This is a genomic window from Rhodococcus sp. YH3-3, assembly GCF_001653035.1.
GTDB lineage: Bacteria > Actinomycetota > Actinomycetes > Mycobacteriales > Mycobacteriaceae > Rhodococcus_F > Rhodococcus_F qingshengii.
The window spans coordinates 233,331-259,901 of record NZ_BCWH01000002.1; the positions used below are offsets into that span (position 1 = coordinate 233,331).

Here is a 26,571-nt window from a genome sequence, read left to right on the forward strand (position 1 = left end):
CATCTCGACGAAGGACCACCATGCGCAAGTTGCACACGCACGAAGCCTCGCCTCTCGACGCCACCGGCACGATCTTCACCGGCGCCAAGATCCACACCGTTGACGACAGCACGGTGGGAGCCGAAGCGTTCCTGGTGTTCGGAAACCGCTTTGCAGCGGTGGGAACGCTCGAGGAATGCCGCACCGAGGCGCGTCGGCTGAGCACTCGCACAACCGCGGTGGTCGAACTCGACGGCGCCACCGTCGTCCCCGGCTTCGTCGATCCACATGCACACCCGTTGATGTACGGGCAGATGCTCAGCTGGGTGGACTGTGGGCCGGAGAAGGCACATTCCATCCCCGGAATCATTGCGCTACTTCAGGAAGCGGCGCTCACAGCACCTGCGGGCGTCCCGATTCGCGGATACGGCTACGAGCACCGCAACCTGATCGAAGGGCGTCACCCGCTCAAGGAAGAGCTCGATCAGGTGGCCACCGATCGCGAGGTCTACCTCATGAACGCGAGCGGTCACGGCGGCGTCGTCAACTCCTTCACTTTCGACAAGCACGGTATCGACGCGAGCACCGAGAATCCGGCCGGTGGCGAGTTCTTCCGAGATGAAGACGGCGAACTCACCGGTGAGCTCTCCGACGCCGCGTGCAACATTCTCACCGGCGTCAACGGAGTGAAGGTCGGCCATCACGGCCCCAACTTCCATCTCGAGGACGAGCCGGAAGAGCACCTTCGCCAGCTGTCGGTCGCTCAGGACAAGTTCCTGGCCGGTGGCGTCACCACCATCGGTGACTGCCAGGTGACCCGGCGTGAATTCGACATGTACCTGCGTCTGGCCGAGCAGGATCAGCTCAAGACCCGCGTCAGCATGTACATGCTCAGCCACCTCCTCGATCACGTCATCGACACGGGAATGCACGGCGCCTTCGGCAATTCGCGGCTCGCGTTCGGCGGCATCAAGTTCTACGCCGACGGCACACTCGGAGGCTGGACCGCATACTTCCCCGACGGCTACGTGGGCGACCCGTGCCGCACCGGGCAGCTCTACCACGAGCCGGCGGACTACTCGGAGCTGATTGCCAAGGCACATTCGGTGGGTCTGCAGACCGCCACGCACGCTCAGTCACCGACCGCCATCGACATGGTGCTCGATGCCATCGAAGCTGCGCAGAAGGCTCACCCCGACGCCGACGCTCGTCACCGCATCGAGCATTGCGGACTCCCGACGGCCGAGCAGATCGCAAGGATGAACCTGGCCGGTGTCTACCCGGTGAACCAGCCACAGCACTACTACAACTGGGGTGAGGGCGTGACCGCTGCGATCGGCACTCCGGGCGAGCGGTTCAACCCGCTCGGCGAGTTCATCGCTGCCGAAGTTCCCGTGACCATCAGCTCCGACGCCCCCGTCGCAGAGCCGAAGCCGCTCGAAGCAATTCAGGCAGCCGTTACTCGTGTGACGCGTCAGGGCCATCAGCTCGGCTCCGATGCACTCCGCATCACCGCCGACCAGGCATTGCAGGCTCATACCCTCAACGGTGCGCGTGCGCTGGGCCGCGAAGCAGAGCTGGGCAGCATCTCGGTCGGCAAGCGGGCCGACTTCGTCATTCTGGGCGCGGATCCCCTCGAGGTTCCGGCCGACGCGATTGCGCAGATCGAGGTCCGAGAGACCTGGATCGACGGCGAACTCGCACATTCAGGTCATAACCACCTATTGTCGAGCACTTCGACCACCGAGGAAAAGTAATGAACCGAGAGCAACAGATCGTGAAGGCCCGCAAGGCGGGATTTGCAGCCTTCGTCGGTACAACTATCGAGTGGTACGACTTCTACGTGTATGCCACGGCAGCCGCCCTGGTGTTCGGTGACATCTTCTTCCCACCCGGAACCGACCGCCTGACCGGCGTTGCGGCGGCGTTCGCGACATACGCCGTCGGTTTCTTCGCTCGCCCGCTCGGCGGAATCGTGTTCGGCCATGTCGGTGACAAGATGGGCCGACGCACCGCATTGGTTGTGACTTTGACGCTGATGGGTGCAGGCACGTTCCTCATCGGCATGTTGCCCACTTACGCGTCGATCGGGTTCTGGGCGCCGTTACTGCTGGTACTGCTCCGCTTCGTCCAGGGCTTTGCCGTCGGCGGCGAATGGGGCGGCGCGGTCCTGATGGCCGTCGAGCATGCACCCGAGGACAAGAAGACCTTCTACGGCGGTTTCGCTCAGCTGGGCAACCCGGCCGGCGCGCTCCTGGCCACAGGTTTCTTCAGCATTCTCTCCACCTTCGGCGACGACGCTCTGCGCGAGTGGGCTTGGCGACTGCCGTTCCTCTGCTCGGCGCTGCTGATTCTCGTCGGCTTGGTCGTTCGCCTGAAGGTCGAAGAGTCCCCGGTTTTCGAATCCGAGGTGAAGTCCGCGGACGTACCGGAAATGCTCCCGCTCAAGTACGCGCTGGTGACCAACTGGCGCCCGATCATCCTGGGCATCGGCATTCTGCCCGTCGCAGTCGGCGGCTACTACCTCGTGACGACCTTCATCACGGCATACGCAACCGACCCCGATGTCGGATTGTCGGAGACGTTGATTCTCAACGCGCTGAGTGTCGCTGCAGTGGTCGAATTGATCGCGACTCTCGGCGTGGCGTGGCTCGGCGACAAGGTGGGACGCGTCCGCGTCGTCATCTGGGGCCTTGCGGCAGTCGCGATTCTCGCAGCGCCGCAGTTCCTGGTGCTGAAGTCCGGATCCGTGTTCCTGATCTTCCTGACCTTCGCTGTCATGCGACTGGTGCTGGCGGCCACGTACGGCCCGATCGCCGCCGTCCTGTCGCAGATGTTCAAGCCGCAGGCCCGCTACACAAGCATTTCGTTGGCGTACCAGGGTGCAGGCGCGATCTTCGGTGGGTTGTCTCCGCTGGTGTCGACGCTGATGTACAAGGCAACCGGCAGCATCTGGCCGGTCATCGCACTGCTGATCGGCATGTGCGTCCTGAGCATCGTCTGCCTGCTCTTCGCTCCGCAGCATGTGGACGAGGCGACAGATACCGACGGTGCTCCGCAGGGCCTGAACAAGGAATCGGCTTCCGCCTGATTGCCGAGAGTCGGCTTCCGCCTGATTGCCGAGAGTCGGCTTCCGCCTGACAACTGAAACACGACAGCTGGGGCAGTACACGATTTCCGTGTACTGCCCCAGCTGTCGTTTCAGGTCAGTTGTCGTTCAGCGCCGGTTACGCGCCGACGAGATGGCGATGAAAATGATCGCTGCGTCGGTGGGCCTGGCTGAGATTTCTGATCTCACGCAGCCAGAAGTGAGACGCCAGCGTGTTACTGCTTCCGTAACCAGTGCCGGACGTGTCTTCGTCGATCAGGGCGACAAGCGCTTTGATCAGGCTGGTGACCTTGAGGTTGTTGGTCTGAGAATGTCGGAGCAACAGCTCGGCGGCTTCGTCGGTGCTGCAACGGTAGAGGGTGCAGACGATTTCGATACCGCGCTCGCGGATCCGGCCCGAAGTAGTCGGGATCCGTAGACCGTTCGTCGAGTTGCTGTTCGTCTGGTTGTTCGTGTCGTCGGGGTGAATCATGGTGTTGATCAAGGTATTCCTTTAAACCGCAGGGTCTTTGGGCCCGTGCGGTGTGTAGCGCATGTTGATACTGGTGCAGTCGGTACGCGATTGGCGGCGGACTCCGTCGGAGCCTTCGGCCTGGTCAACAATCTGCGGGACTGATGAAAGTGCGTAGTGATCAAAGGCGCGGATTTGCACCGAACTGGAAGTCTGCCCCTGGAACGAATACTGGAACTGTTGTTCCGGGCGAAGCGACCGGCTGCCTGACTGACGGCTGCCCTCTGATAACCCCACCGTACGTCATCGATTGAGTTTCAGCTAATTCTATTTCGAGCGGCTGAGAGCACTGTGGCCCGTATTACCTGCTCAAGAGGCATTTATGTGGCCGATTATTGCTTGCTTGGTGGTAGCCCAGGCGTCGGTCGTCGGGTTGCCGAACTCGCCGTGGCCGACGCCGGGAAGTTCGATCAGATCGACCACGTCGCCTGCTGCTCGGGCGGCACGGGCATAGCGCCGACTCTGTTCGACCGACACGACCTTGTCTCCGAGTCCGTGGATCACCGTGACGGGGAGGCCGGTGGGGAGGTGCTCGATCGGTGATGCGATGCGGTAGCGATCGGGATGATCGGTAGGCATGCCGCCCAGAAGATTTCGAACAAATCGATCTTTGCCCGCGGTTGCGGCGAGCGTCATGTCGAAGACGCCGGCCATGATCGTCGTCGAGCGAACCGGCACCGAGAGGTTTGGTTCCGGGGCGTCTGCACCCTGTTGGGATCGCGATGCGACCCAGGCGGCAAGTTGTCCACCCGCGGAGTAGCCGGCGATGTGTACACGGCTCAAATCCAGTCGCCCGGAGGCCTTTTCCTGAACGATGCCGGCCAGAGCGTTGGTGGCCGTAACGGTATCGGAGAGCGTGGTCGGCCAACCACCCTGACCGCCGACGCGTCTGTATTCGATGTTCCAGACCGCAATTCCGTACGGGGTCAGGGTTTTTGCCCACGCGCCCGCGTATTCGAGATTGCTCTTCTGGGCCCATCCACCGCCGTGAATGAGTACGACGACCGGCAGGTCACCGTCCGATCCTTCTGGAAGATACAGATCGCCGAAAGTGTCTGCGGCCGCGGCGTAGGCGATGCGGACCGGAGCGACGTCGCGGTCGAGGCCGGTCGCACTGCTGACAGATGCGAGGAGGGCGAGTGCACAGACCAGCACTACGGCGAGATACCCGGCCAAGCGGTCGCGGGAGCGGTGCGCGATGACCTGATTCCTCTCGGCAGGCGACGGACGATAATTCGGAAATCAGTCTATCGGTGCCAGGTGAATTTATGGTGTGAGCGAATGGGCCGTGCTCGCTCGCACGCGGAGTTCGCTACGCGTATAGCTCTGAACTGGGGGTTCGTCACCGTTGACCAGAGCCAACAGTGCATCTACGGCCGCTGCCGCCTGTTCTTGGGGGAAGAAGTCGAAGGCAGTGATCGGGGGCTGGGAAACCAGCAGGGCGGGTTCGTCACTGTCCTGTGCAATCAAGACGTCACCCGGAATCGACAGCCCGAGATCGAGGGCCGCTCGCGCCGCTGCCGGGGCGCAACCGAGAATCAACGACAGGATCGCGTCAGGCGGAGTCGAGGAGTCGAGGGCCTCGCGGGTGGCCGCATACGCGGCCCCGATGAGGCCTCCGACGGTGCTGGCGCCCGGAAACGACGTCAATTCCTCGCTGGTGCGTGGTGCCACGCCTCGGGCGCGGCACCACTCGAAGTAAGCGAAAGTCGTTGCGCGGGTCCACTCCGAATGCATTCCGGGAGTGAGGACGAAAATGTCCCTTGCGCCACGTTCGGCGAGGTGGTTCAGAAGAGTCTCCGTGGTGGAGACGAGGTCCGGTGAGGTGGAGTATCCGAACTGCCCGGATTGTCCAGGACCCACTGCGACAGAGGGGATTCCGATCTTCTGCAGAACTTCGACGCGCGGGTCGTCGACCATCGGGTCGACGACCAGTACGCCGTCCATCTCGATGCGCCGCAGTCCGTTCGGATCTTTCATCGACGGCAGTAGGAGGAGTGAGTGATCGGCGTGGAATGCAGCCTGGGTCGCGGCGGTCGCCACGCGCCCGTACCAGTCGAAATTGAGGTACTCGGCCGATGACAGTTGGTCGGGAGCGGGGAGCATCAACCCGAGGGTGGCAGTCCGGCCTGACCTGAGATTCTGGGCCGACCGATTGGCACGGTATCCAAGGCGGTCGGCAACCTCTCGAACCCGAGCGCGAGTGGCCGCGTCGACCCGGCCCTTGCCGTTGAGTGCATAGGAGACCGTGGACACCGCGACGCCGGCGGCGTTGGCGACATCACGAAGCGTCGGCGAAACAGGGGTAGCCACTGCGGATCGTTTCTACTCGTTGGTCGGTTTGTCTCCAGCCTATCGATCAATCGTTTCGGCATGTTGCGTGCACCGGTGAGGGGCACCTCAAAACAAAACGTCGAATCGTTTCAGCGCAGGTATTGACACTGATGAAACGATTCGGCACTCTCTTAGGAACACCGGGCGAACGTCGAGAGAAATTCGGGCGAACCTCGGGAAACCTGACCAGGCAGGCGCATACTTGCCTTAACTCGCGGAGCCTCCCCATGACCGAAAAAACCGACCCTCCCGGTGCAGGAACGCATTCTGAATCCGGTTCTCCCACGTCATCCTCGGGCCTGCGCGCCGGAACTATCAACAGCCGTCATCTGGTCTTCTTCGTCATCGCCGCAGCGGCGCCACTGACGATCCTGGTGGGATTCGCGCCACTGGGCCTGATGGTTTCCGGCGCTGCGCTTCCGGTGGGGTACGTCGTTCCCGGGATCGTCTATCTACTGTTCGCCGTCGGCTTCACGGCGATGAGCAGGCATATCCGCGGCGCGGGCGCGTTCTACGCCTACATCACCGAAGGGCTCGGAAAAACAGTCGGCGCAGGCGCCTCTGTGCTGGCTTACATCGGCTATCTCGGTGGCCAGATCGGATTCGTCGTCGCTTGCGGCATCTTTCTCTCGTCGACGATCGAGTTGTTCTTGGGAGTAACCGTTTCCGTCTACACCTGCGCATTGGCGGTCGCAGTTCTGGTCGTGGTGGTGGGATATCGCAGGGTCGATATCGGCGCGAAGGTGCTGGCCGTTTTGATGGCGCTCGAGCTCGGCGTCCTCGCAGTCTTCTGTGTGGCGGTTCTGTTGAAAGGCGGCCACGAAGGACTGTCGCTCGACAGTTTTTCGCCGTCGACCTTCATGACAGCCGGACTGGCGAGCGTCTTCGTGTTGACCTTCACCTCCTTCGTCGGTTTCGAGCAAACGGCGATCTACAGCGAGGAAGTTGTCGATTCCAAACGCACAGTGTCGCGTGCGACCTACACAGCAGTCACTGTTCTGGCTGTGGTCTACGCATTCTGTGCTTGGGTGATCGTGCAGGCCGTCGGCCCGAGTCGGATGGGCGACCTACTCGGCGGTGACCCGTCCGAGCTGATCTTCGATCTCAACAATGAATTTGCCGGCTCCATGATGACCGACGTGATGCATCTGTTGATCGACACGAGCTTCTTCGCGGGTTGCCTTGCCCTCCACAATGCTTGCAGTCGCTATCTGCTCACCATGGGGCGCGCGAAAGTCTTTCCTGCCGCGCTTGCACGGGTTTCGCCGACCACTGGAACGCCGAGCGTCGCCGGAATCACACAAGGCGCACTGGTATTCGCGGCAATCGCCGGCTTTGCGCTGACGCCCGCAGACCCGTACACCCAAGTAGTCGTGTGGACGAATACACCAACGATCATCGGTGTGCTGGTGTTGCAGGTTCTCACTTCCGTCGCCGTGCTCAGGTTCTTCTCGCAGGATTCTCGCGGTGAAGGTCTGTGGCAGAGGTTGATTGCACCCTCGCTCGCTGCAGTGGCGTTGATCGTCGCGCTCGGATACCTCTTGATGAACATGAGTGACCTGACCGGGTTGACCACCGCGCAAAACTTCTTGTTGGCAGTGCCATTGCTGTTGGCTTTCGCATTCGGCGTGGGACGCGGGATGCGCGTACGTGAACACTCGGTCGAGGAGTTGTCGGCATGAGCGAATACGCATGGTCGGTCCCCGGAGGGTTGGTCGAACGTCCCGGAATTGTTCCGGGCGCTCCCGAGATATGGGTCTATGCGGACAGGTTCTCGTACTTCGGTGGTGACACCGTCTCGATCCGAGTGCATACCACCGCAGAAGAATACGACCTCGAAATTGTTCGAGACGGCGCCCGGCCGCAACAGGTCGCGCAATACGTCGGTCTGCCGGGCAAGCAGCAGCAGACGCCTGCCGACGCGTACGCAGTGGGCTGCGACTGGTCGGAATCCCTTGCCGTCGAGATAGATCCGAAGTGGACGTCCGGCATGTACTTGGTTCTGGTCCGGATGCTCCACGAAGGGGTGACTATTGAGCGGGAGGGCTTCTTCGTCGTCAAGGCGCGCGAACCCGAGCATGCCGACTTCGTACTCATTCACACCACCAGCACGATGTTGGCCTACAACGACTGGGGTGGGGCAAACCACTACCGAGGTGTTCCGGACGGCTCCGGCGATGTGCCGACACCGATTTCCTCGACGCAGCGTCCCGTCGCGCGGGGGATGTTGCGCAAACCCGAGGGCGCAGCACGCAACATCCACACCGACACACCGGGAATCGGATGGATACCCCGTCACCCGCCGTACGAATGGGCGTGGGTGAACGGCTACTCGCGTCACCATGCGGACGCCTTCTGGGCCACTTACGAGAGGCCGTTCACGGTCTGGGCGGAAGAGCAGGGGTTCCGCGTCCACCACGTGACACAACACGATCTGCATAACGATCCGTCAGCGCTGCATGGATATTCATGCGCAGTTGTCGTCGGTCACGACGAGTACTGGTCCTGGGAGATGCGTGACCGCATAGATGATTTCGTCGAAGAGGGTGGTGGTCTGGCGCGATTCGGCGGGAACTTCCTGTGGCAGGTACGCCTCGAAAACGACGCACAAGTCTGTTACAAGAATCCGTTCGACGATCCGATGCGAGAAGTCGACCCGACCCGGGTGACGACGGCGTGGGATTCGCCCGAGGTTGCCCGACCGGGGGCGTGGACGATGGGATTGACCGGCATGGCCGGTGTCTACAATCGTTACGGTGCAACAACTCCCAGGTCTTCGGGCGGTTTCACGGTATACCGGCCGGATCATTGGGCGTTGAACGGAACCGACCTGTACTACGGAGACAACTTCGGGATCGCCCCGATCTGTGTTGCCGGATTCGAGATGGACGGCGTGGATTTCACGTTCCGGAAGGGCCAGCCGTATGCGACCGGCGTCGACGGCGCTCCCGAGGATCTGGAGATCATCGCGATGGCGCCGGCAGTTTCGGGTTCGCGGGACAAATGGAACGGGAAAGTTCCGATCGGTGCGCCTTTCGCCGAAGTGCAGGGAATCATCGAATGCTTCTATGGCAGTGAGCCTCCAGATCACCTTCGTGATCTCGAATACGGATCGGGAATGGTCGCCTGTCACAAGCGAGGTCTCGGCTCCGTGTTCAACGCAGGTTCCACCGAATGGGTGAACGGGCTGATCCATCACGATCCGTTCACCGAACGAATAACTGCAAACGTACTGAATCTGTTTGCTGCACGAATTTCCAGCTCCAACACGAAGGAAAAATGACATGAGTGTCAACGACATTCGAATGTTCGGGCCAGGGCAGGGGACGCGGTTCATCCCGGAGTGGGGTGACGACGCGAGCCCGAACTGGTCGGAATCCGAATGGAGGTCGTTCGGAGATCCGAACGGGGAATACTTCGGCGGTGGTTGGGAAGGCGAGCCCGGCACGCTCTTGTGCGACCCGTATCCGTACGACGAGGTCTGCATCATGATCAGCGGCCGGGTGGCGCTGATCGACCTCGATGGAAACCGTCGCGAATTCTCCGCTGGGGAAGCATTTTTCGTGCCGCAGTCGTTTCGCGGTACCTGGGAGACGGTTGAGCCGTCGAAGAAGTTCTTCGTCGCGCTCCCCGGATCGCGCTCATGACGGTGGAAACTTCGATGACTGTCGCAGCGTTTGGTCACGTGATCAACGGAACGTGCGAGAGCCCGGCAGGTAGACTTTCCGTGCTGGTCGATCCGGTGACCGACAATGTATACGCCCGTGCTGCCGTCGGTTCCGCCGATGACGTCGACCGAGCCTGCCGTTCGTCCGAGAAGGCTGCGCGGTCCTGGCGCCGGTCCACCCCTGCGCGCCGTCAGGAGTTGCTGCTGGCCCTCGCGGACGCGCTGGAAGCAAACGCGAAATATTTCCTCGAGGTCGAATGCCGCAGTACCGGCAAGCCTCTCAGGCAGGTGCGAGACGACGAGATCCCGCAGTGTGTTGACTTTCTGCGGTACTTCGCGGGTATTGCCCGCTCTCTGCCGGGCGTTGCCGCAATGGAGTACACGGAGGGTGCTACGTCTTATGTCAGACGTGAACCCATTGGCGTGATCGGTGCGATCGCTCCTTGGAACTACCCGTTGATGATGGCGGTCTGGAAGATCGCGCCGGCACTCGCGACGGGAAACACCCTCGTGCTCAAGCCGGCCGAGGAGACGCCGGAAACCGCGGTGATGCTGGGAGTGCTTGCAGCGCAGATCTATCCGCCCGGGGTGTTGAACGTAGTGTGCGGCGATCGCGATACCGGAGCCGCGCTCGTCGCTCATCCGGTTCCTCGGATGATTGCGCTGACGGGATCGACGAGAGCGGGTATTTCGGTCGCAAAGGCCGCGTCGGAAGACGTCAAGCTGTTGCATCTCGAACTCGGAGGCAAGGCACCCGCCGTTGTTTTCGCCGACGCGGACCTCGACGGCGCAGTCGCGGGGATTGTTGCCGGGGCCTTTTACAACAGCGGTCAAGATTGCACCGCTGCGACGAGGATTCTCGTTCAAGAGGAGGTTGCGGAGGAGTTCACCGAGAAGTTGACGGCTGCGGCCGCGGACTTGAGGTTGGGCGGACCGGAATCGGGCGATTGTCTCGGCCCCCTGGTCAGCCGCGCTCACCGTGATCGAGTGGCGGAGTTGGTAGAGAGACGCTCAGCAAATACGAACGTATGTATTGGCGGGGGAAAGCCAGCTGGACCAGGGTTTTTCTATCTGCCGACTGTTATTTCCGGGGTGCAGCAGGAAGATGAGCTGGTCCAGGAAGAGATATTCGGGCCGGTTGTCACCGTACAGTCGTTCTCCACCGAGGCTGAAGCGATCGAACTTGCGAACGGGACCAAGTACGCTCTCGCGTCGAGCGTGTGGACGTCCGACCACGGCACCGCGATGAGGATGACGGCCGAACTGGATTTCGGCTGCGTCTGGGTGGGAGCCCACGGAATGCTCGCCGCTGAGATGCCTCACGGTGGCTTCGCCGGGTCGGGTTACGGCAAGGATCTGTCGGAGCTCGCACTGGCGGAGTACACGAGGGCCAAGCACGTCATGCATGTGACGAGCGTCTGACTCCTCGGCAATATCCAACGACGGCCACCTGCCCGCGCTGCGGGACGGTGGCCGTCGTCGTGCCTCGGTGGACCTGCAAGCTGCTGTTTGAATATGTTGCAGTGCAACATGTTTAGAGAGAATTTTCGTTGATTCGGGTCGCGAATGCCGGTAAAGTGACGTGTGCAACATTGCGCACTTCGGCGCACATTCAACCCCACTTTCAATTCTGACTCCAGGAGACTGCCATGGGTTCATCCGACACCGATCTCAAAGCGCTCGACAGCGTTATCACCGTCGCCGGTGCATTGGCGGCGATATTCGGCGGAATCGCCGGAGTTGCCGGGCTGGCCACTTTTCTCGGAACCGGCGGCGGTTCTTAGGTTTTCAGCTGACATCAGTGAGGCTCGGACCGTTCGATTCTGACGATCAGATCCGCGCGTGGCCTGACTGCGCTGATCAACTCGGCGTTCGGCTGATCTACCCGTTTCACCCACTCTGCAGCCGCTTCGGAACTCTTTCCGAAGCGGCTGTGGCGTTTCACCAAGCGCTTCGTCCGAGTTTCCTCCGGAACGTCGAGATACCAGACCTCGTCGAGTGCTGCTCGCACTTCCTGCCATCCACCACTGGGTAGGAGGAGATAGTTCCCCTCGGTGACTATCAGCGGTGTACATGGATCGACAGCCGTTGTGCTGCCTATTGATTCGTCGAACTCGCGATCGAAGACCGGAGCATAGACCGTCGAGTTCGAGGCTCGGAGTCGGCGTAGTAGAGCCGCGTAGCCGTCGACGTCGAAGGTGTCCGGTGCGCCTTTGCGTTCATGCCTGCCGAGTCGGTCGAGTTCCCGATTGGCAAGATGAAAACCGTCCATCTCGACGATGGAGCAACGAGAACCTAATTTCCGCACAATTGCCTGTGACACCGTCGACTTTCCGGCTCCCGGTGCGCCCGTGATGCCGAGGATTCTCCGACCGTCGTCGGTGATCAGGGAAGCAGCGCGTGAAGCAAGTTGGTCGAGCGTCAGCGAGACGGTCGGCGGTGAGGTCGTCACGTGTTGCTCCGATCAGTCCGAAGGGCCGGTGCATCGAGAGTACGCCGGAGGCTTTCGGCCATTGACAGTCTGAATGGACTGTGAAACTGTGATCCATGCCACTCGAGAAGTTGGAGGTGAGACCGTGACCCTGCGCGATGCGCAGCGCGAAGCGACGCGCCACCGGATTCTCGATGCGGCAACGGATTTACTGATAGCGGACGGTTATTCATCTCTGACGGCGCAGTCGGTGCAAACCGCTGCCGGAGTCAGTCGGGGCGCTCTGCTGCACCACTTTCCGAACATGCAGGAGCTCACTGCGGCGTTGGTGTCGAACATCGTCGTACGGAACGAGGTGGCGGTAAGAGCTGCCATGTCTCGGCAGGATTCGTCGGTTGACACGATCGAGAACTCGATCTCCGCTCTGTATTCGGCGTTGACTCAGCCGCCATTTCAAGCGGAACTCGAACTGTGGTCCGCAGCGCGGACGGATCCGGTGTTGGCCGAGGTGCTCCGGGAATCGGAGCGAATCGCCGGGCGGGATCTGCGGCGAGTTGTCCACGACGCTTTCGGTCCCGAAATTGTTGCTTCCGAGAACTATTCGCAGATTGCAGATCTGACGGTGCTGATGCTCCGTGGTTTGGCGCTGTCCCGGGCAGTGCAGAAGAGCGACGCGTCTGCGCGTCGTTCGATCAGTCAATGGGCAGGCGTCGTTCGCCTGCTCCTCACCCAGAACTAGCGCAACTCGTTCCGAGCGAGGCGCGCTCTGTCGACAGGACCGATGATGACGGATTTTGCGACCCTGAAGTACGAGACGTCCGGTGGTAAAGCGTATATCACGCTCAACCGTCCCGATCGGCTCAACGCGATCGACGACCGGATGCCGTCGGACATTCGAAACGCGGTGGCAGCAGCCAATGACGACGACGAGGTCCGTGTGATCGTCTTGCAAGGTGCGGGCAAGGCGTTTTGTGCCGGGTACGACCTCAAGAAGTTTGCCGAAGGCGACCTTGACGGAAAGTGGAACCAGGGCCCGGTCTGGGACCCCATCAAGGACTTTCGCGGGATGAAGCAGAACACCGACGACTTCTTCACGCTCTGGCGATCGCTCAAGCCGACGATCTGCAAGGTTCAGGGATATGCGATTGCCGGTGGGAGTGACATCGCGCTGTCCTGCGACATGCTGATCATGGCCGACGACGCTCGCATCGGATACCCGCCTGCGCGTGTGTGGGGTTGCCCGACGACGGCGATGTGGGTGTACCGGCTCGGAGCCCAGCGTGCCAAGCGAATGCTGTTGACGGGAGACACCATTGACGGTGTCACTGCGGCTGACTGGGGATTGGCGCTCGAAGCGGTGCCGGCCGACGAATTGGACTCGGCGTTGGGAGCGTTGGCAGATCGCATCGCCGGTGTTCCGCTCAATCAGTTGGCCATGCAGAAGATGATGATCAACCAGGCGTACGACAACATGGGATTGCAAGGCACCCAGGTACTGGCAACCCTGTTCGACGGAATTACGCGTCACTCCCCGGAGGGGCGCTGGTTCAAGGATTTTGCCGAGCGCGACGGATTCCATGCCGCGGTTCAGTACCGCGATTCCGGACGCAAGATTCCAGACGGAGGCGGGCCGCTCCCCGCGTCCGACACCCCTCCTCGATAGAAAGTGGATGTGAGATGAGCAGTGTTCTCGAAACGTCGTACTTCCCCGCTGACGTGTCTGACCCGATAGAGGAGCAAACGGTGGGTGGGCTGCTGCGAGAGTGCGCCGCGGACTCGCCGAATCTGATTGCAATCAGAGAAGTGGTTCCGACGCAATCGCATTCGCTTTCCGGGGCGGCTGAAACCGATCGCACGTGGACCTTCGCGGAGCTTCTCGACGAAGCAGAGGGGTGTGCGCACTACCTCTTGTCTCAGTTCGACTGCGGAGATCGGATCACTGTCTGGGCTCCGAACGTTCCGGAATGGATGATTCTGCAATACGGCGCCGCGCTCGCCGGGATGGTTCTGGTGACCGCCAATCCTGCGTTGGGTGCGGAGGAGCTGGCGTACGTCTTGTCGCAGTCCCAGTCTCGGGGGCTCTTCCACACCGGAAAGTTTCGCGGTGGCGATATGGCAGCGGTTGCATCCGAGGCGATTTCGATTTCGGGAGAAGAAGTTCTCGCAGTCAACTTCGAGGAGTGGGATCGCCAGGTTCGAGGTTGGGCGGGCGAACGGGGCGCTCTGCCGGAAGTCTCGCCTGACGACAATGCGCAGATCCAGTACACGTCGGGAACCACCGGAGTTCCCAAAGGTGCTCTGTTGCATCACCGCGGATTGGTCAACAATGCCGATTTTGTGAGTCGGAGAGGCCGATTCCCTGAGCGGGGTTCGGTTGTGTCGGCCATGCCGCTGTTCCACACCGCCGGGTGCGGCATCCTGGTTCTCGGCGCCGCGCAGCGAAGAATGTCCATCGGCCTGATCCAGTACTTCGATCCGACTGCGGTTCTCGATGCGGCGGAACGCTTTCACGCTGACGTGGTCAGTGGAGTGCCGACGATGCTGATCGCGATGATCAACGACGCCAGCTTCGCGAGTCGCGACTTTTCGGCCTGTTCGGTGGTCGTATCCGGCGGGTCGTCGGTCCCGCCCGAACTCGTCAGCACGGTGGAGTCGGCCTTCGGGGCGGGGTTCAGCATCGTCTACGGACAGACCGAGGCCAGCCCCGTCATCACACAGACCAGCCCGGCCGACACCCCCGAGGACAAGTCGGAGACGGTCGGACTCGCGTTGCCGCAGGTCGAAGTGAAGATCTCCGACGTCGTGACCGGGGACAGCGTGCCGCTCGGCGAACAAGGCGAGATCTGCGCGCGCGGGTACCTCGTCATGACCGAGTACTTCCGTAATCCGGAGGCTTCGGCCGACACCGTGGACAAGGACGGTTGGTTGCATACCGGCGATTTGGGGACGATGGACGAACGTGGATACGTCCGGGTTACCGGCCGCCTCAAGGACATGATCATCCGCGGCGGTGAGAACATCTATCCGCGTGAGGTCGAGTCCGTGATCTTCACACATCCGAAGATTCTCGACGTGGCGGTCGTGGGTGTGCCCGACGAGGTGTGGGGTGAGCGAGTTGTCGCCGTTATCCGCTGGAAGGACGAGTCCGACCAACCGACCGCCGCCGAGCTGGTCGAGTTCTGCACCGAGCGACTGGCGCGCCACAAGGCGCCCAAGGAGTGGTTCAGCGCGGAGGCGTTCCCACTGACAGGGTCGGGCAAGATCCAGAAATATCGAATTGCGAGCCTGGTCGGCGAAGGCGTGTACGGCGTCGTCAACTGATCGGTGCACATAGCACGTCGGAGCGATTCTGTCTGGGTTATCCCCGTAAATCGCTTCGACGTGCCCTGTTTATCCTGGTGCCGTGAGTTCAACCTTCGGTGAGACCGGACACAACGCCACCTCCAACCGCATTCGCGCCACAGCGTTTGCGTCGAAGGTGATGTCTGCGTCCGACGCCGTGAAGTTCATCAACCCGGGCGACACCGTCGCGATCAGCGGTTTCGCGAGCGCCGGTACACCCAAGGTTGTCATTCCGGCCCTGGCCGAGCGTATTCACCGGACCCGCGGCAACGGATCGAACTTCACGATCAATCTCCTGACCGGCGCTTCTGTGTCCACCGAGACCGAAAGGCTGCTCGCGGAGGTCGACGGAATCGCGCTGCGCATGCCGTATCAGTCCGAGGCCACCGCACGTCGCCGGATCAACGAGGGTCGTATGGACTACGTGGACATCCATCTCTCCCACGTGGCTCAGCAGGTGTGGGAGGGCTACTACGGCAACGTAGACGTCGCGGTGGTCGAGGTCGCCGGTATCACCGAATCAGGGGAATTGATTCCCTCCGCGTCGATTGGCAACAACAAGACCTGGCTGGACGTCGCCGACAGAGTCATCCTCGAAGTCAACTCGTGGGTGCCCGAGGCGATGGAAGGTATTCACGACGTCTATTACGGCACCGCGCTGCCGCCGCATCGCAAGCCGCTCGAGATCATTCGTGTCGAGGACCGGATCGGCCAGACCACGTTCCGAGTGGATCCCACGAAGGTTGTGGCCGTTGTCGAGACCAACTGCCGTGACAGCGCGAGCCCTCTCACTGCACCCGACGCCGTCAGTGAGGCGATCGCCGGCCACGTCCTGGAATTCTTCGACTTCGAGGTGCGCGCCGGACGGATGCCGGCCGATACGTTGCTTCCGCTGCAGGCGGGCATCGGCAATGTCGCCAACGCGGTGCTCGGAGGGCTCGATCGGGGGCCGTATCGCGGCCTGACCTGCTACTCCGAGGTCATCCAGGACGGGATGCTGAAGCTGATCAAGGACGGAACCGTCGCGCATGCGTCGTCGACGGCTTTGGCGCTCACCGAAGAGGGCATCGAAGAACTGACCGCGAACATCGACTTCTACCGCCACCACATCACGCTCCGTCCGCAGGAGATCAGCAACCACCCGGAGGTGGTGCGCAGGCTCGGAATCATCGCCATGAACGGCATGCTCGAGGCCGACATCTACGGCAACGTGAACTCGACGCACGTCATGGGGACGAAGATCATGAACGGAATCGGCGGCTCGGGGGACTTCGCCCGCAACGGCTACGTGTCCATGTTCCTGAGCCCGTCGACGGCCCGCGGCGGTGAGATCTCGGCGATCGTGCCGATGGTTCCGCACGTCGACCACACCGAGCACGACACTCAGGTGTTGGTGACCGAGCAGGGGTTGGCGGATCTGCGCGGTCTGTCGCCGCGGCGACGCGCGCGCCTGATCGTCGACAAGTGTGCTCACCCGGAATTCCGGCCACTGCTCCACGATTACATCGCTCGCGCCGACGCTCAACCGGGTGCGGGGCAGACGCCGCACATCCTGGGCGAGGCATTCTCGTTCCATCAGCGGTACATCGACACGGGTTCGATGCGCCTTTCGTGACGCCAGGCAATGCTGCCGGCAGTGAGAGAATGCGAGGGTGAGCCGAACCGGGGTACCTGACGACGCCATACGCCGGGTTGCCGCGGCGGGGGCCGATGACGCCGGTGGCCTGCCCGTCGAACTGCTGGGTGATTTCCTCGACGTGCTCAGCGACGCTGTCTGTGAAGGGAAACCGCTGCAGCGTCGTCAGCTGCACCGCTTCCGCGCTCGCGGGGAAGAAGCAGCGCAGCAAGGTGTGGCCCTGCGAGCCCTGCTCGATCTGTATCTCTCCTCGGCCTGGCGTCTGTGGCGTGAACTGCCTGCTGTTATTGCGGCACAATCGGATCCGAACGCCGTCGTCGCGGCCGGCGAAGTGATGCTGCGTGCCGTCGACGATGCCGTCGCCGAACTGGCCGAAGGTTTTCAGTTGGCCAGGCGTTCTCTGGTCCGCTCGCAGGTATCGGCACGCCGCGAGTTCGTCGACGACTTGTTGACCGGCGGCGCTGACGTCGTCGGATTGTTGGATCGCGCTTCAGGATTCGGTCTCCACCTCAGTGGTCCGCATGCCGTGGCGGTAGTGACCGCCGCCCGTGAGTTCACCGACGACAACCCTTTGGTGCGCGCCGTCGAACGTGCCGTTCTGGGTAGCAAGGGTGACGCCGATGCGTTGGTCGCCAGCAAGAGCGGCAAACTGGTGGTCGTTTTCGCGGCGCCGGATCGCGATGCCGTCGACCACGTGCTGGCAGGGATTCGGTCGGCTCTCGGGCCGGGGACCGATGACGACGGGCGAGTGCAGTTGCAGCGGCGTCCTTTGGACGGCACGTGGCAGATCGCTGTCGGGCGCCCTCGAACCACCGCTTCGGGCGTGGTGGCGTCGTACCGGGAGGCGCTGGACGCACTGGACCTGGCGCAGCGCCTGTCGTTGACCGCACCGATCATCGATGCTCGTGACCTGCTGGTCTACCGGGTTCTGGTCAACGACAGACCGGCGGTCACCGACCTGATCCACACCCTTCTCACACCGCTGCTCGAGGCGCGTGGTGGCGCTGGACCGATGATCGACACGCTGCTCGCGTACTTTTCCGCCGGCGGCAATACGGCTAAGACCGCCCGAGACCTGCATTTGTCCGTCCGCGCCGTGACGTACCGGTTGGACCGCATCCGTGAACTCACCGGTCAGAACGTCAACGATCCCAACGACAGCTTCGCGCTCCACGCTGCCGTACTGGGTGCGAAGCTGCTCGACTGGCCGGCCACCGAGCTGACCTGATCAGCTTGCGCGGGCGCGTTCTTCGTAGGCAGCACGTGCCGCGGTGTCGACGTCGCCGAGAAACTGCGTCTCGACGCCGAACAGTCGGCTCAATGCCTCGTACGGCCGCCGGGGGAAGAAGCCCTGTGCCTGCACGAGCAGCCCGGACACCCGCGTAATGCGTACGCGTGGACGCGGTTTGGTGATCAAACCGACGACGGCTTCGGCGATTTCCTCCGGCTGAACTTCTCGGAATCCCTTCATTCCCGAAGTGCCCGAGGTGAGTTGGGTGTTGGTGAGCGTCGGCAGCACGGACGAGATGTGAACTCCGGTGCCACGAACTTCCTTGCGGACAGAATCGGTGAAGCCCAACACCGCATGCTTGGCGCCGCAGTACGTCGACAAACCGGGGCACGGGAGTTCGCCTGCAAGCGAAGCGATGTTGATGACGTGTCCACGTCCGCGCGGAAGCATCCGTCGCAATGCGAGCTTGGTTCCCGTGATCACGCCGAGGACGTCGATCTCGATGATGCGTCTGGTCACGGAGTCGTCCTCGTCGACGATCCGTCCGACCGGCATGATGCCCGCATTGTTGACCAGCACGTCGATCGGGCCGAGTTCACCTTCGACGGTGTCGAGGAAGTCGAAGAACGAGGCGGGGTCGGTGACGTCGAGGCGCCCGAACGTGCGGATGCCCAAATCCTTGGCTGCTCGCGCGAGAGTGGCTTCGTCGATGTCGCCGATCGCGACGGTCGCACCCAGGCTGATCAGCCGCTTCGCGGTGGCGTATCCGATGCCCCGGGCGCCGCCGGTGATGACCACTACCTGACCGTCGAAAGGTTTGTTCATTTACTCCAGCGTCTCCAAAGATAGGGGTTGGTTGCAGTGAGATGAATCTGCAGTGAGATGTGATTGTGGACCAGTCGAAACCGGGTTGCTAGGGCTTCTTGGCCGAAGTGAGACGATAGATTTGTGACTAAGTCACAATCAGGGTGACAAGTCGGGGAGGCGCCATGGACACATCGGAGTTGGACGGCTGGATTGCAAATCTCGCGCCCATCTATCTCCAGCCGGATGTGATCGACGGTTTCGTTCAACGCATCGACGACGCCATTGCGGTGGCCAATCCTGAAGTGGCGGGTGATCGGGAGCTACGACGCGATGTGGATGCGAGCACTGCGGCGCAGCTTCGCGTCATCGTGGCCGCGATCGCGGGCGGTTCCCAGGAGGTCACGCCGCCGCCGGAGTCGGTTGCGCTTGCACTCACCGTTGCCAGGCGCGGTATGGATCTTCGAGTCCTGCTCAAGATCTACGGTGCCGGACGCCTCGCGATGCTGGGCTTCGTCGACGAGTCGATAGAAGCACTTCCGATCGGTCCGGAACTCAAGCGCGCACTTCTGGTCCGAGTGTGGGGTTCGGCGATGAGATGGCTGGAAGTGACCACCGAATTGTTGGTGGCAACGTATGCGAAGGAGCGTGAGAGCTTGGCGCGCGGCGCTTTTGCGCGTCGGTCCGAGACGGTGCACGCGATTGTCGCAGGCGAAGCACTTCACTCCGATGAGGTGTCGCAGATTCTCGACTACCCGATGCGGCGCCACCACACTGCGTTTGTTCTCTGGACGGACGACACCGATCCGGCCGCCGACGTATTGGCCCGATTGGACTCGTATGCGCGTTCCTTTGTGGACGAGTCGAATGCCGAGCGCGTGCTGACGCTGCCTTCGGGGGCGCGCGAGGTGTGGTCGTGGGTCGCGCATTTCGACGACCATGAGTGGGCGGCGCTCGATCGTGCTCGGAATTCGGACCTCCGTGTCGCGGTGGGGGCCAGCGGTTACGGAATGGAAGGATTCGCGCGCAGTCACCGCGAGGCTCTCGCCGCGCAGCGCATCGCGGTCCGTTCGACGGGTTCGCCGGGGGTCACCGTCTACGAAGATGTTCAGGTTCCCTGTCTGCTCACCGAAGATCTGGACGAACTGCGTGCGTTGGTGGCCCGGGAATTGAAAGGACTCGCCGGCGCGGACGGTGTCACGACGCGTATCCGTGACACCGTTCGGGTCTATTACGAGAACAATTGCACTGCAGCCGCTACCGCCGTGGCGCTCGGTCTGCACAAGAACACCGTGCGGTATCGACTCGATCAGGCCGAAAAGCTGTTAGACCGCAGCGTGGACCAGCGTCGGCTGCCAACAGAGTTGGCGCTCATCGCGCTGGAGAGCTACGGAGCCGCCCTCCTGGCGAACCCGTGACTCGCTACTGCATGTCGTCGAGCCCGGGGAGCGAATAGCCGGAGCTGTCATCCCAATCGGCGGGGGTGTCGTCGAGTGAAACGTCCCAGTCTGCGTCGGGCACCGCTCGCCGGAGTTCGGTCAGAGCGTTGAACCAGTAGACGAGCGAAGGGAATACCTCGGTCGGGTCGCTCGAGATCTTTGTCGAACCGTTGAGCAGAGTGTTGGGGATATCCGACGGATAGAGGTCCAGGACCTCGTAGTCGAACGGAAATTCGTCGTTGTGGACGGCGATGAGTCGGTCGACTTCGGCCTTCTCGTCGTCGGTCAGCGGTGTGGTGCGGACGGCGGAGTAGTACAACGAGGTGCTCATGCTTGCCAGGCTAGAACAAGATGCCGTCCAGCGGCGGTTTCGGACGCAACACCCTCAGATTGCATGGTTTCGGCAACTTCAGGTGTGAAAGTCGTCGATATTTCGACCGGGATGGATAGAAGTCGGCAAGGAACACTGGAGAAGACGGCGAGACGGCCGTCCGAACCCAGTGAAGGAGCTCCCCGTGACCGCAGTCATCAGTGCCATTCGGGTAGGTGGTCAGCGATGAACGTTCCCATGTGGGCGTGGGCCGCGTTCGCCGCAGTCATCGTCGTCATGTTGCTCATCGACCTGCTCGCCCACCGCGGCGCGCACGTCATCGGCTTCAAGGAAGCGGCCTGGTGGAGTGCACTCTGGGTCGGTTTGTCTCTCGTATTCGCGGTGGTCGTCACCCTGACCTTGGGGGTGAACTCGGGCGTCGAATTCACCACGGCCTGGCTGTTGGAGAAGAGCCTCTCCGTCGACAACCTCTTCGTGTTCGCCCTGATCTTCGGTTACTTCAAGGTGCCCCGTGAATACCAGCACCGCGTGTTGTTCTTCGGTGTCATCGGCGCCCTGATCTTCCGCGGTATCTTCCTCGCCGCCGGCGTTGCCGTGGTCAGCAAGTTCACGGCCGTTCTGTTCGTCTTCGCCGCCATCCTGCTCTACAGCGCCTACAAGCTGCTCAAGGACGACGACGAGAACTTCGATCCGGGAACCTCGCTGGCGGTTCGCTTGCTGCGCAAGATCATGCCGGTCCGTGAGGAATACGCAGGAACCAAGTTCTTCGTCAAGGAAGCCGGAAAGCGCGTCGCAACACCACTGTTCGCCGTCGTCGTCGCCATCGAAGCTGCCGACCTCGTGTTCGCAGTCGACAGTGTCCCGGCAGTGCTGGCAGTGAGTGACGATCCATTCATCGTGTACTCCAGCAACGCGTTTGCGATCTTGGGTCTGCGTGCCCTGTACTTCCTGCTCTCGGGCCTGCTCGAGAAGTTCCACTACCTGTCCAAGGGTCTGTCGATCATCCTCGCCTTCATCGGCGTGAAGCTGATCATGCAGGCCAGCCACAAGGTGATCAGCACGTCGATCCCCGAGATTCCCTCACTGGTCAGCCTCGCGGTGATCATCGTGGTGTTGGCAGGCTCGATCATCCTGAGTCTCAAGAAGCCGCTACCGGAAGAGCCTGAGGCCGAAGAGGTTGCGACCGGTGATGCACCGATCGACCTCGAGAAGTCAGGTGCTGACGGCAGCATCGAGAAATCCGGCGTCCAGCTCGCAACCGGCGAGCGCGACGACGATGACGACAAGGTAGATGCTCGGCCCAGAGGCTGACGCCTGATCGGCTGAACGAATCGAAAAGGGAGACCACACAACGACGTGTGGTCTCCCTTTGTCAAATCATCACCAACTGCTTCCCCCGGTTGTGCCCCGAAAGCTGCCCGATCAAGGCCGCTGGGGCATTTTCGATGCCCTCGGTGACATCGTTGCGGTAGCGCAGTCCACCTTCGGCGATTCGAGCGGACGCCCACGCCCGGTACTCCGGGTACCGGTCGTAGTGGTCGTAGCAGATGAACCCTTCGATGCGTAGACGTTTGCGTAGTACAGGGCGTAGGGGAGGCCCGACTTCGCTTTCATCCTGGTTGTATTCGCTGATCATTCCGCACACGACGACCCTTCCGAAATCGGCCATGCGATCGAAAACCGCTCGCGTGATCGAGCCTCCGACGTTGTCGAAATAGACGTCGACGCCCTTCGGACACAATTCGTCCAACTGCTCGCCGATGTTCGCCGTCTTCCTATCTATGCAGGCGTCGAACCCCAATTCCTCCACAACGTATTCGGTCTTCTCACCCCCGGCGATTCCGATCACCCGGGCGCCCGCCAGCTTCGCGATTTGGCCTGCAACCATGCCGACTGCTCCGCCGGCCGCCGAAACCACGACTGTGTCTCGCTCTCGGACGTCGGCGACCAACCGCATTCCGCAGTGTGCGACAAATCCTGGCTGTCCTAGAATTCCGAGTTCATCTCCTAGGGAAGCTCGATTCTCCCTCGGTATGCGGTCCAGGGCAGCGCCTTTGATTGTGTGATAAACCTGCCAGTGCGTGCCGCCTCGAACCAAATCACCTGCCGCAAAGTCAGGATGCCGCGAAGAAATCACTTCGCCGACTGCGATGCCGTCCAAACCGGAGTGCGCAGGCACTACTCCAGCCAAGACGACGTCGCCGATACCGGCAACAGCTCCCAACGGCCCGGGGGCAGAGCTGGTGGACGGTAGGCGTCTTCGTATCGCCGGATCGATCGAAAGATAGTGGGCGCGGAACAGAACTTCGCCGTCCGCGGGCGGCCGGATCGGGACCTCGTCGATCCGAAAATCTTCTACGACAGGCAAGCCGCGGGGAGCTCGAACGACTCGCACAGCGCGGTTCACATATTCGGTCATGCGCAATTTCCAATCTGCTTCGACACCGGTTCGCATCACTTCTCGGGACGATTGCCCGGAATTGATCTCGCCGCCTTACTGATTCACGGCGAAGACGTCTGGGAATTCTGTCCTCGAGCAGCAAGGAGCGCACCTTCCCGCCCGCTCAGTGAGAATGTGGCAACCCGACGTCCGGAGCGCGACTTCATTTCCCATACAGCGGGCGGTTTGTTGGTTGCCTCGTAGTCCGACTGTGAAGCTCTGCGCAGTTCAGTTCAGCGCAGCGCTGACGCTCGTCACCAGTGGTATTCGGCTGTGGATTTTTACGAGGGCGTCAATGATCTGCCAGATCTTGTGTGAGTGATTTTGTCGAGGACGAGAGGTTGACTATGACTTCGCCGGTGGGTTCGGAGCGTGCGGTTCATGACACAACGGATTGGCTCAGAACGGGATTGGTCGATCCAACGGAGCCAGGCTTCCTGTCCGATCCGTACGCGCGGTACGCGATTGCGCGAGAAGTTGCTCCGGTACAACAGCATTCGAATGGCGTATACATGCTTTTCGCCTACGACGACGTGAAACGCGCACTGGCGGACAAGTCGCTGAGTTCGTCGGAACAGTATGCACTCGAGGCACCGCGCAATATGCGGATCAAGGCGGCCGGTGGCAGCGACGCCTACTTGTTGCGCCCATCGTTGTCGAAGCTGGATCCACCGGACCATCTGGCATTGCGCAAGCTACTGGCGCGCCCGTTCACGCCCAGGGCAATCAAGCGTTACGACGCGCGGGCGAAGGAAATCGTCGACGAGTTGCTTGCCGATCATGGACGGGGCTCCGAGATCGAGCTGGTGACGGAAGTTGCTCATCCGCTACCGATTCGCCTTGTCTGCGAAATTTTCGGTATCCCCGTACCTGCCGACACCGATACGATGTTCGAGTGGACCCGTAAGGGACTCAACCTACTCGATCCGTTTCTGACTGCCGAGCAGACCAGCGACTACATTTCCGCTCAGCGTGATTTCTCGGCACACCTTCAGGACGTTATCGCTTGGAAGCGCAACAATCTTGGCGACGACATCCTGTCGGACTTCATCTCCGCCGGCGACGAAGGCGAGATAATCGGGCCGGATCAAGTTGCCGCTACCGTGCAGACTTTGGTCATCGCCGGACTGGACACCACAGTCAATCAGGTCGGTCTCACCATGAATGCACTTATGGGCCATCGTGATCAGTGGGAACGACTCGTCGACGACAGGGCACTGCTCGATCACGCGGTAGAAGAAGTCCTGCGCTATGAGCCGACGGCGCAGTTGATGATTCGCATTGCTCCCGAGGATTACGCGGTGGGAGATGCGGTGATTCCGGCCGGAAATCACATTGTGACGTGGCTGGCGTCGGCAAACCGCGATGAAACTCGATTCGGTCCGAACGCGGACAGATTGGACTGGTCGAGGTCAAATGTCCGGGACCACATCACGTTCGGTCACGGTGCGCACGCTTGCCTCGGTGCGTGGTTGGCCCGGCTGGAGATCAAGACCATCCTGAATGCGTTGATCGACAAAGCGCCGAATACCGAGCTCGTCGACGGTGGAGTGACGTGGGGTGGCACGGCCTTTATCCGCGGTGTCTCCGAACTGCGATTGAACCTTTTCTGATTGCACGAATTCGTGAACAGACCACTCGGTGGGCAAGTCGGTGTCAGGTGGTCGACGTCTTGTTAGTCTGGGCCGGTGCCTGATCCCGCAACTGCGTGTTACCCGGCATTGCCCGCGACAAGTTGGGCAGTGCTGGGAATGCTCACATTCGGAGAAGAACTCAGTGGCAGCGATCTGAAAAGCTGGGCCGACTGGAGCATCGGGTTCTATTACTGGAGCCCGTCGGTGAGCCAGGTCTATACCGAGCTCAAAAAGCTGGAAACGCTGGGATTCGTCAGTTCGCGGGAGGTTTCGGAATCGGGTGGGCGTCGTCGACGAGTGTTCACGATAACCGAATCCGGTATCGAGGCTCTCAGATCATGGTCACGCCGATCGGAGATCGAAACCCCCGTTCTCAAACATGGAGTGATGTTGAGACTGTGGGTCGGCCACCTCAACGACCCCGATCAGCTCAAGTCGATAGTGCTCGATCACATCGACAACCTCGAGGCAAAGAAGCTCAAGGCAATCGAACACGCCGATAACTCGGAGAATGAACCCGCCTGGGCATTTACCGAGATGAGTCTGCGATGGATAGGCCGCCATTTTCAGATGGAGATCGACCTCGCCGCTCAGTTGCTCGATGACATCGATGAGGCCGCCGCTCGATTCGCGCAAGGCGACGCCAACGCTCTCGGCTTGCCGCAGCCCGTCAATGCCGGTAGTTGGAAGTTGATCTGAGCGTGCGGAGGTACAACTCTCCAGATTCTGCCCCACGCCAATAGAATTGTGCTGTCGAGGTTTTCGTGCCCAGTCTTCGTGCTTAGTCTTCGTGCTTAGTCTTCGTGCCTAGTCTTCGTGCCTACTGAGCTCGCATGCTTTCGGTGGTCCGGACGCCCGCATTTCGCCACAGGGAAGCGGCTGTTTCCCGAAGAAGCCCGGTGAGAGGCGAGTTCCGCTCGTCGAGCGGCATTTGTCGGAGCGGTCCGCAGATCGACAGCGCGGAGGTCGCGACGCCGATCGGGCCGATCGGAGTGGCGATCGTGCCGAATCCGTCGATCGGCGTGTCACGGCCGTATCCCACGCCGGTTTTTCGGACCTCGTCGGCCGCCTCTCCTCGCTCGTTGTTGAAGGTGTGGAGGACCCTGCCGACGAGAGTTCCGTCTGCGCGCGTGCTGAAACCGATCCGATTCGGAATCATGCTGGCGAAACGACCTGCCATGTGGGCGCGGCACACCACATTTGAGCCGTCGAGAATCGTCATCTCGACGATCAGTCCGGTACGCCGGTGCAATTCGTACAGGTGCGGATGCGCAGCTGAGTGAAGTCTGTCCTGGTACACGGCCAACGAGCCGAGTTCCACGAGCCGCAACCCGAGCGTGTAATCGCGGCCGCTGCGGTGCAGCCACCGAAGTTGGACCAGATGGTCGAGTATGCGGTGGGCTGAAGACCTTGGAAGCCCGGTTCGTCGGACAATCTCGGCGAGGGTGAGACGATCTCGACCGCCGAACGCATCCAGTAGCAGAGAGACTCGGTCGAGGAAGGCGTTCGGCGTTGCGGGATCGACCTCGAGCTGGAGCGACATGTGTTCCCTCTGCTATCCCGTAGTCAAGTTGGACAACTGCCCTGGACAAGGCTATTTCGATTAGGAATGATGACATGTTTTTTCTGCTTTGTGAAGAAGGCCACCCTGTGGATCGGACGCCTCCGGTGCTCGTCGGCGGA

24 protein-coding genes are annotated in these 26,571 nt (G+C 61.4%); 16 read left to right on the forward strand and 8 right to left on the reverse strand.

Translation table 11 applies throughout. The features are described 5' to 3' along the window. Positions 1 to 20 precede the first annotated feature (20 nt). The gene (locus YH3_RS13740; RefSeq protein ID WP_030536127.1) at positions 21 to 1,736 is read left to right on the forward strand and encodes an amidohydrolase; all 1,716 of its coding nucleotides are present in this window, start codon (positions 21 to 23) and stop codon (positions 1,734 to 1,736) included. Next, positions 1,736 to 3,070 carry an MFS transporter gene (locus tag YH3_RS13745; RefSeq protein ID WP_003942898.1) on the forward strand — a complete coding sequence of 445 codons (1,335 nt, stop codon included), beginning with the start codon at positions 1,736 to 1,738 and terminating at the stop codon, positions 3,068 to 3,070. Before YH3_RS13740 ends, YH3_RS13745 begins: the two co-directional genes overlap by 1 nt. A gap of 136 nt (positions 3,071 to 3,206) precedes the next feature. On the opposite strand, the gene YH3_RS13750 is transcribed toward YH3_RS13745, so the two are convergent. The 3 genes from YH3_RS13750 to YH3_RS13760 all read right to left on the reverse strand — a co-directional run bounded on the left by YH3_RS13750 (position 3,207) and on the right by YH3_RS13760 (position 5,912). Continuing rightward, the gene (locus tag YH3_RS13750) at positions 3,207 to 3,572 is read right to left on the reverse strand and encodes a hypothetical protein (protein WP_007730475.1); all 366 of its coding nucleotides are present in this window, start codon (positions 3,570 to 3,572) and stop codon (positions 3,207 to 3,209) included. A 336-nt stretch (positions 3,573 to 3,908) separates the two neighbouring features. After that, complete coding sequence (locus YH3_RS13755; protein WP_030536126.1) at positions 3,909 to 4,775, reverse strand: S9 family peptidase; 867 nt, start codon at positions 4,773 to 4,775, stop codon at positions 3,909 to 3,911. 90 nt (positions 4,776 to 4,865) lie between these two features. Beyond that, positions 4,866 to 5,912: a LacI family DNA-binding transcriptional regulator gene (locus YH3_RS13760; protein WP_030536125.1), complete on the reverse strand. Its 1,047-nt coding sequence runs from the start codon at positions 5,910 to 5,912 to the stop codon at positions 4,866 to 4,868. A 248-nt stretch (positions 5,913 to 6,160) separates the two neighbouring features. Here YH3_RS13760 and YH3_RS13765 point away from each other — a divergent pair, with 248 nt between their 5' ends. From YH3_RS13765 to YH3_RS37150, 5 genes are all read left to right on the forward strand, one after another. Beyond that, entirely contained in the window at positions 6,161 to 7,615 is a 1,455-nt protein-coding gene (locus YH3_RS13765) for an APC family permease (RefSeq protein WP_064443594.1), read from the forward strand. Next, positions 7,612 to 9,216: a N,N-dimethylformamidase beta subunit family domain-containing protein gene (locus YH3_RS13770; RefSeq protein ID WP_007730498.1), complete on the forward strand. Its 1,605-nt coding sequence runs from the start codon at positions 7,612 to 7,614 to the stop codon at positions 9,214 to 9,216. The genes YH3_RS13765 and YH3_RS13770 overlap by 4 nt, the downstream gene beginning before the upstream one ends. Before the next feature lies 1 nt (position 9,217). Next, complete coding sequence (locus tag YH3_RS13775) at positions 9,218 to 9,580, forward strand: cupin domain-containing protein (RefSeq protein ID WP_007730501.1); 363 nt, start codon at positions 9,218 to 9,220, stop codon at positions 9,578 to 9,580. Continuing rightward, positions 9,577 to 11,022: an aminobutyraldehyde dehydrogenase gene (locus YH3_RS13780; RefSeq protein ID WP_064075032.1), complete on the forward strand. Its 1,446-nt coding sequence runs from the start codon at positions 9,577 to 9,579 to the stop codon at positions 11,020 to 11,022. Before YH3_RS13775 ends, YH3_RS13780 begins: the two co-directional genes overlap by 4 nt. 227 nt (positions 11,023 to 11,249) lie before the next feature. Next, the gene (locus YH3_RS37150; protein WP_003942853.1) at positions 11,250 to 11,384 is read left to right on the forward strand and encodes a hypothetical protein; all 135 of its coding nucleotides are present in this window, start codon (positions 11,250 to 11,252) and stop codon (positions 11,382 to 11,384) included. Positions 11,385 to 11,398: 14 nt separating this feature from the next. Here YH3_RS37150 and YH3_RS13785 read toward each other — a convergent pair whose 3' ends face one another. Then, positions 11,399 to 12,052, reverse strand: coding sequence for a nucleoside/nucleotide kinase family protein (locus YH3_RS13785; RefSeq protein ID WP_007730507.1), 654 nt, complete (start codon positions 12,050 to 12,052; stop codon positions 11,399 to 11,401). A 124-nt stretch (positions 12,053 to 12,176) separates the two neighbouring features. On the opposite strand from YH3_RS13785, the gene YH3_RS13790 reads away from it, so the two are divergent. From YH3_RS13790 to YH3_RS13810, 5 genes are all read left to right on the forward strand, one after another. Continuing rightward, the gene (locus tag YH3_RS13790; protein ID WP_007730510.1) at positions 12,177 to 12,770 is read left to right on the forward strand and encodes a TetR/AcrR family transcriptional regulator; all 594 of its coding nucleotides are present in this window, start codon (positions 12,177 to 12,179) and stop codon (positions 12,768 to 12,770) included. Between the two features lie 45 nt (positions 12,771 to 12,815). Then, complete coding sequence (locus tag YH3_RS13795; protein ID WP_238592615.1) at positions 12,816 to 13,694, forward strand: crotonase/enoyl-CoA hydratase family protein; 879 nt, start codon at positions 12,816 to 12,818, stop codon at positions 13,692 to 13,694. Positions 13,695 to 13,708: 14 nt separating this feature from the next. Next, positions 13,709 to 15,352, forward strand: coding sequence for an AMP-binding protein (locus YH3_RS13800; protein WP_054826917.1), 1,644 nt, complete (start codon positions 13,709 to 13,711; stop codon positions 15,350 to 15,352). A gap of 82 nt (positions 15,353 to 15,434) precedes the next feature. Continuing rightward, positions 15,435 to 16,988, forward strand: a complete 1,554-nt coding sequence (locus YH3_RS13805; protein WP_064443596.1) for an acetyl-CoA hydrolase/transferase family protein — start codon at positions 15,435 to 15,437, stop codon at positions 16,986 to 16,988. 37 nt (positions 16,989 to 17,025) lie between these two features. Continuing rightward, positions 17,026 to 18,237: a CdaR family transcriptional regulator gene (locus YH3_RS13810; RefSeq protein WP_007730515.1), complete on the forward strand. Its 1,212-nt coding sequence runs from the start codon at positions 17,026 to 17,028 to the stop codon at positions 18,235 to 18,237. Here YH3_RS13810 and YH3_RS13815 read toward each other — a convergent pair whose 3' ends face one another. After that, on the reverse strand, positions 18,238 to 19,065 hold the full coding sequence (locus tag YH3_RS13815) for an SDR family oxidoreductase (protein ID WP_003942902.1): 828 nt from the start codon (positions 19,063 to 19,065) through the stop codon (positions 18,238 to 18,240). Positions 19,066 to 19,229: 164 nt separating this feature from the next. Between YH3_RS13815 and YH3_RS13820 the strand changes: the two genes are divergently transcribed. Next, a complete protein-coding gene (locus tag YH3_RS13820) occupies positions 19,230 to 20,462 on the forward strand; it encodes a CdaR family transcriptional regulator (RefSeq protein ID WP_064443597.1) in 1,233 nt (410 codons plus the stop codon). A 4-nt stretch (positions 20,463 to 20,466) separates the two neighbouring features. Here the strand turns inward: YH3_RS13820 and YH3_RS13825 are convergent, their stop codons facing one another. Further along, positions 20,467 to 20,814 (reverse strand): hypothetical protein, encoded by a 348-nt coding sequence (locus YH3_RS13825; protein WP_058226856.1) that lies wholly within the window; start codon positions 20,812 to 20,814, stop codon positions 20,467 to 20,469. 225 nt (positions 20,815 to 21,039) lie between these two features. Between YH3_RS13825 and YH3_RS13830 the strand changes: the two genes are divergently transcribed. Then, entirely contained in the window at positions 21,040 to 22,125 is a 1,086-nt protein-coding gene (locus YH3_RS13830; RefSeq protein ID WP_003942925.1) for a TerC family protein, read from the forward strand. A gap of 61 nt (positions 22,126 to 22,186) precedes the next feature. Here the strand turns inward: YH3_RS13830 and YH3_RS13835 are convergent, their stop codons facing one another. Next, positions 22,187 to 23,233, reverse strand: a complete 1,047-nt coding sequence (locus YH3_RS13835) for an NADP-dependent oxidoreductase (protein WP_042451682.1) — start codon at positions 23,231 to 23,233, stop codon at positions 22,187 to 22,189. 368 nt (positions 23,234 to 23,601) lie between these two features. Between YH3_RS13835 and YH3_RS13840 the strand changes: the two genes are divergently transcribed. Together YH3_RS13840 and YH3_RS13845 are read left to right on the forward strand one after the other, a co-directional pair. After that, the gene (locus YH3_RS13840) at positions 23,602 to 24,867 is read left to right on the forward strand and encodes a cytochrome P450 (RefSeq protein ID WP_042451552.1); all 1,266 of its coding nucleotides are present in this window, start codon (positions 23,602 to 23,604) and stop codon (positions 24,865 to 24,867) included. Between the two features lie 138 nt (positions 24,868 to 25,005). After that, positions 25,006 to 25,587 carry a PadR family transcriptional regulator gene (locus YH3_RS13845; RefSeq protein WP_050656919.1) on the forward strand — a complete coding sequence of 194 codons (582 nt, stop codon included), beginning with the start codon at positions 25,006 to 25,008 and terminating at the stop codon, positions 25,585 to 25,587. Between the two features lie 121 nt (positions 25,588 to 25,708). On the opposite strand, the gene YH3_RS13850 is transcribed toward YH3_RS13845, so the two are convergent. Further along, complete coding sequence (locus tag YH3_RS13850) at positions 25,709 to 26,431, reverse strand: IclR family transcriptional regulator (protein ID WP_007730520.1); 723 nt, start codon at positions 26,429 to 26,431, stop codon at positions 25,709 to 25,711. Positions 26,432 to 26,571 lie beyond the last annotated feature (140 nt).

Coding starts and splice junctions, on each gene's coding strand:
- YH3_RS13770 (WP_007730498.1), top strand. CDS start 7,612: ATGAGCGAATACGCATGGTCGGTCCCCGGAGGGTTGGTCGAACGTCCC.
- YH3_RS13840 (WP_042451552.1), top strand. CDS start 23,602: ATGACTTCGCCGGTGGGTTCGGAGCGTGCGGTTCATGACACAACGGAT.
- YH3_RS37150 (WP_003942853.1), top strand. CDS start 11,250: ATGGGTTCATCCGACACCGATCTCAAAGCGCTCGACAGCGTTATCACC.
- YH3_RS13835 (WP_042451682.1), bottom strand. CDS start 23,233: ATGACCGAATATGTGAACCGCGCTGTGCGAGTCGTTCGAGCTCCCCGC.
- YH3_RS13830 (WP_003942925.1), top strand. CDS start 21,040: ATGAACGTTCCCATGTGGGCGTGGGCCGCGTTCGCCGCAGTCATCGTC.
- YH3_RS13795 (WP_238592615.1), top strand. CDS start 12,816: ATGACGGATTTTGCGACCCTGAAGTACGAGACGTCCGGTGGTAAAGCG.
- YH3_RS13745 (WP_003942898.1), top strand. CDS start 1,736: ATGAACCGAGAGCAACAGATCGTGAAGGCCCGCAAGGCGGGATTTGCA.
- YH3_RS13825 (WP_058226856.1), bottom strand. CDS start 20,814: ATGAGCACCTCGTTGTACTACTCCGCCGTCCGCACCACACCGCTGACC.
- YH3_RS13780 (WP_064075032.1), top strand. CDS start 9,577: ATGACGGTGGAAACTTCGATGACTGTCGCAGCGTTTGGTCACGTGATC.
- YH3_RS13765 (WP_064443594.1), top strand. CDS start 6,161: ATGACCGAAAAAACCGACCCTCCCGGTGCAGGAACGCATTCTGAATCC.
- YH3_RS13850 (WP_007730520.1), bottom strand. CDS start 26,431: ATGTCGCTCCAGCTCGAGGTCGATCCCGCAACGCCGAACGCCTTCCTC.
- YH3_RS13800 (WP_054826917.1), top strand. CDS start 13,709: ATGAGCAGTGTTCTCGAAACGTCGTACTTCCCCGCTGACGTGTCTGAC.
- YH3_RS13815 (WP_003942902.1), bottom strand. CDS start 19,065: ATGAACAAACCTTTCGACGGTCAGGTAGTGGTCATCACCGGCGGCGCC.
- YH3_RS13845 (WP_050656919.1), top strand. CDS start 25,006: ATGCTCACATTCGGAGAAGAACTCAGTGGCAGCGATCTGAAAAGCTGG.
- YH3_RS13740 (WP_030536127.1), top strand. CDS start 21: ATGCGCAAGTTGCACACGCACGAAGCCTCGCCTCTCGACGCCACCGGC.
- YH3_RS13775 (WP_007730501.1), top strand. CDS start 9,218: ATGAGTGTCAACGACATTCGAATGTTCGGGCCAGGGCAGGGGACGCGG.
- YH3_RS13820 (WP_064443597.1), top strand. CDS start 19,230: ATGGACACATCGGAGTTGGACGGCTGGATTGCAAATCTCGCGCCCATC.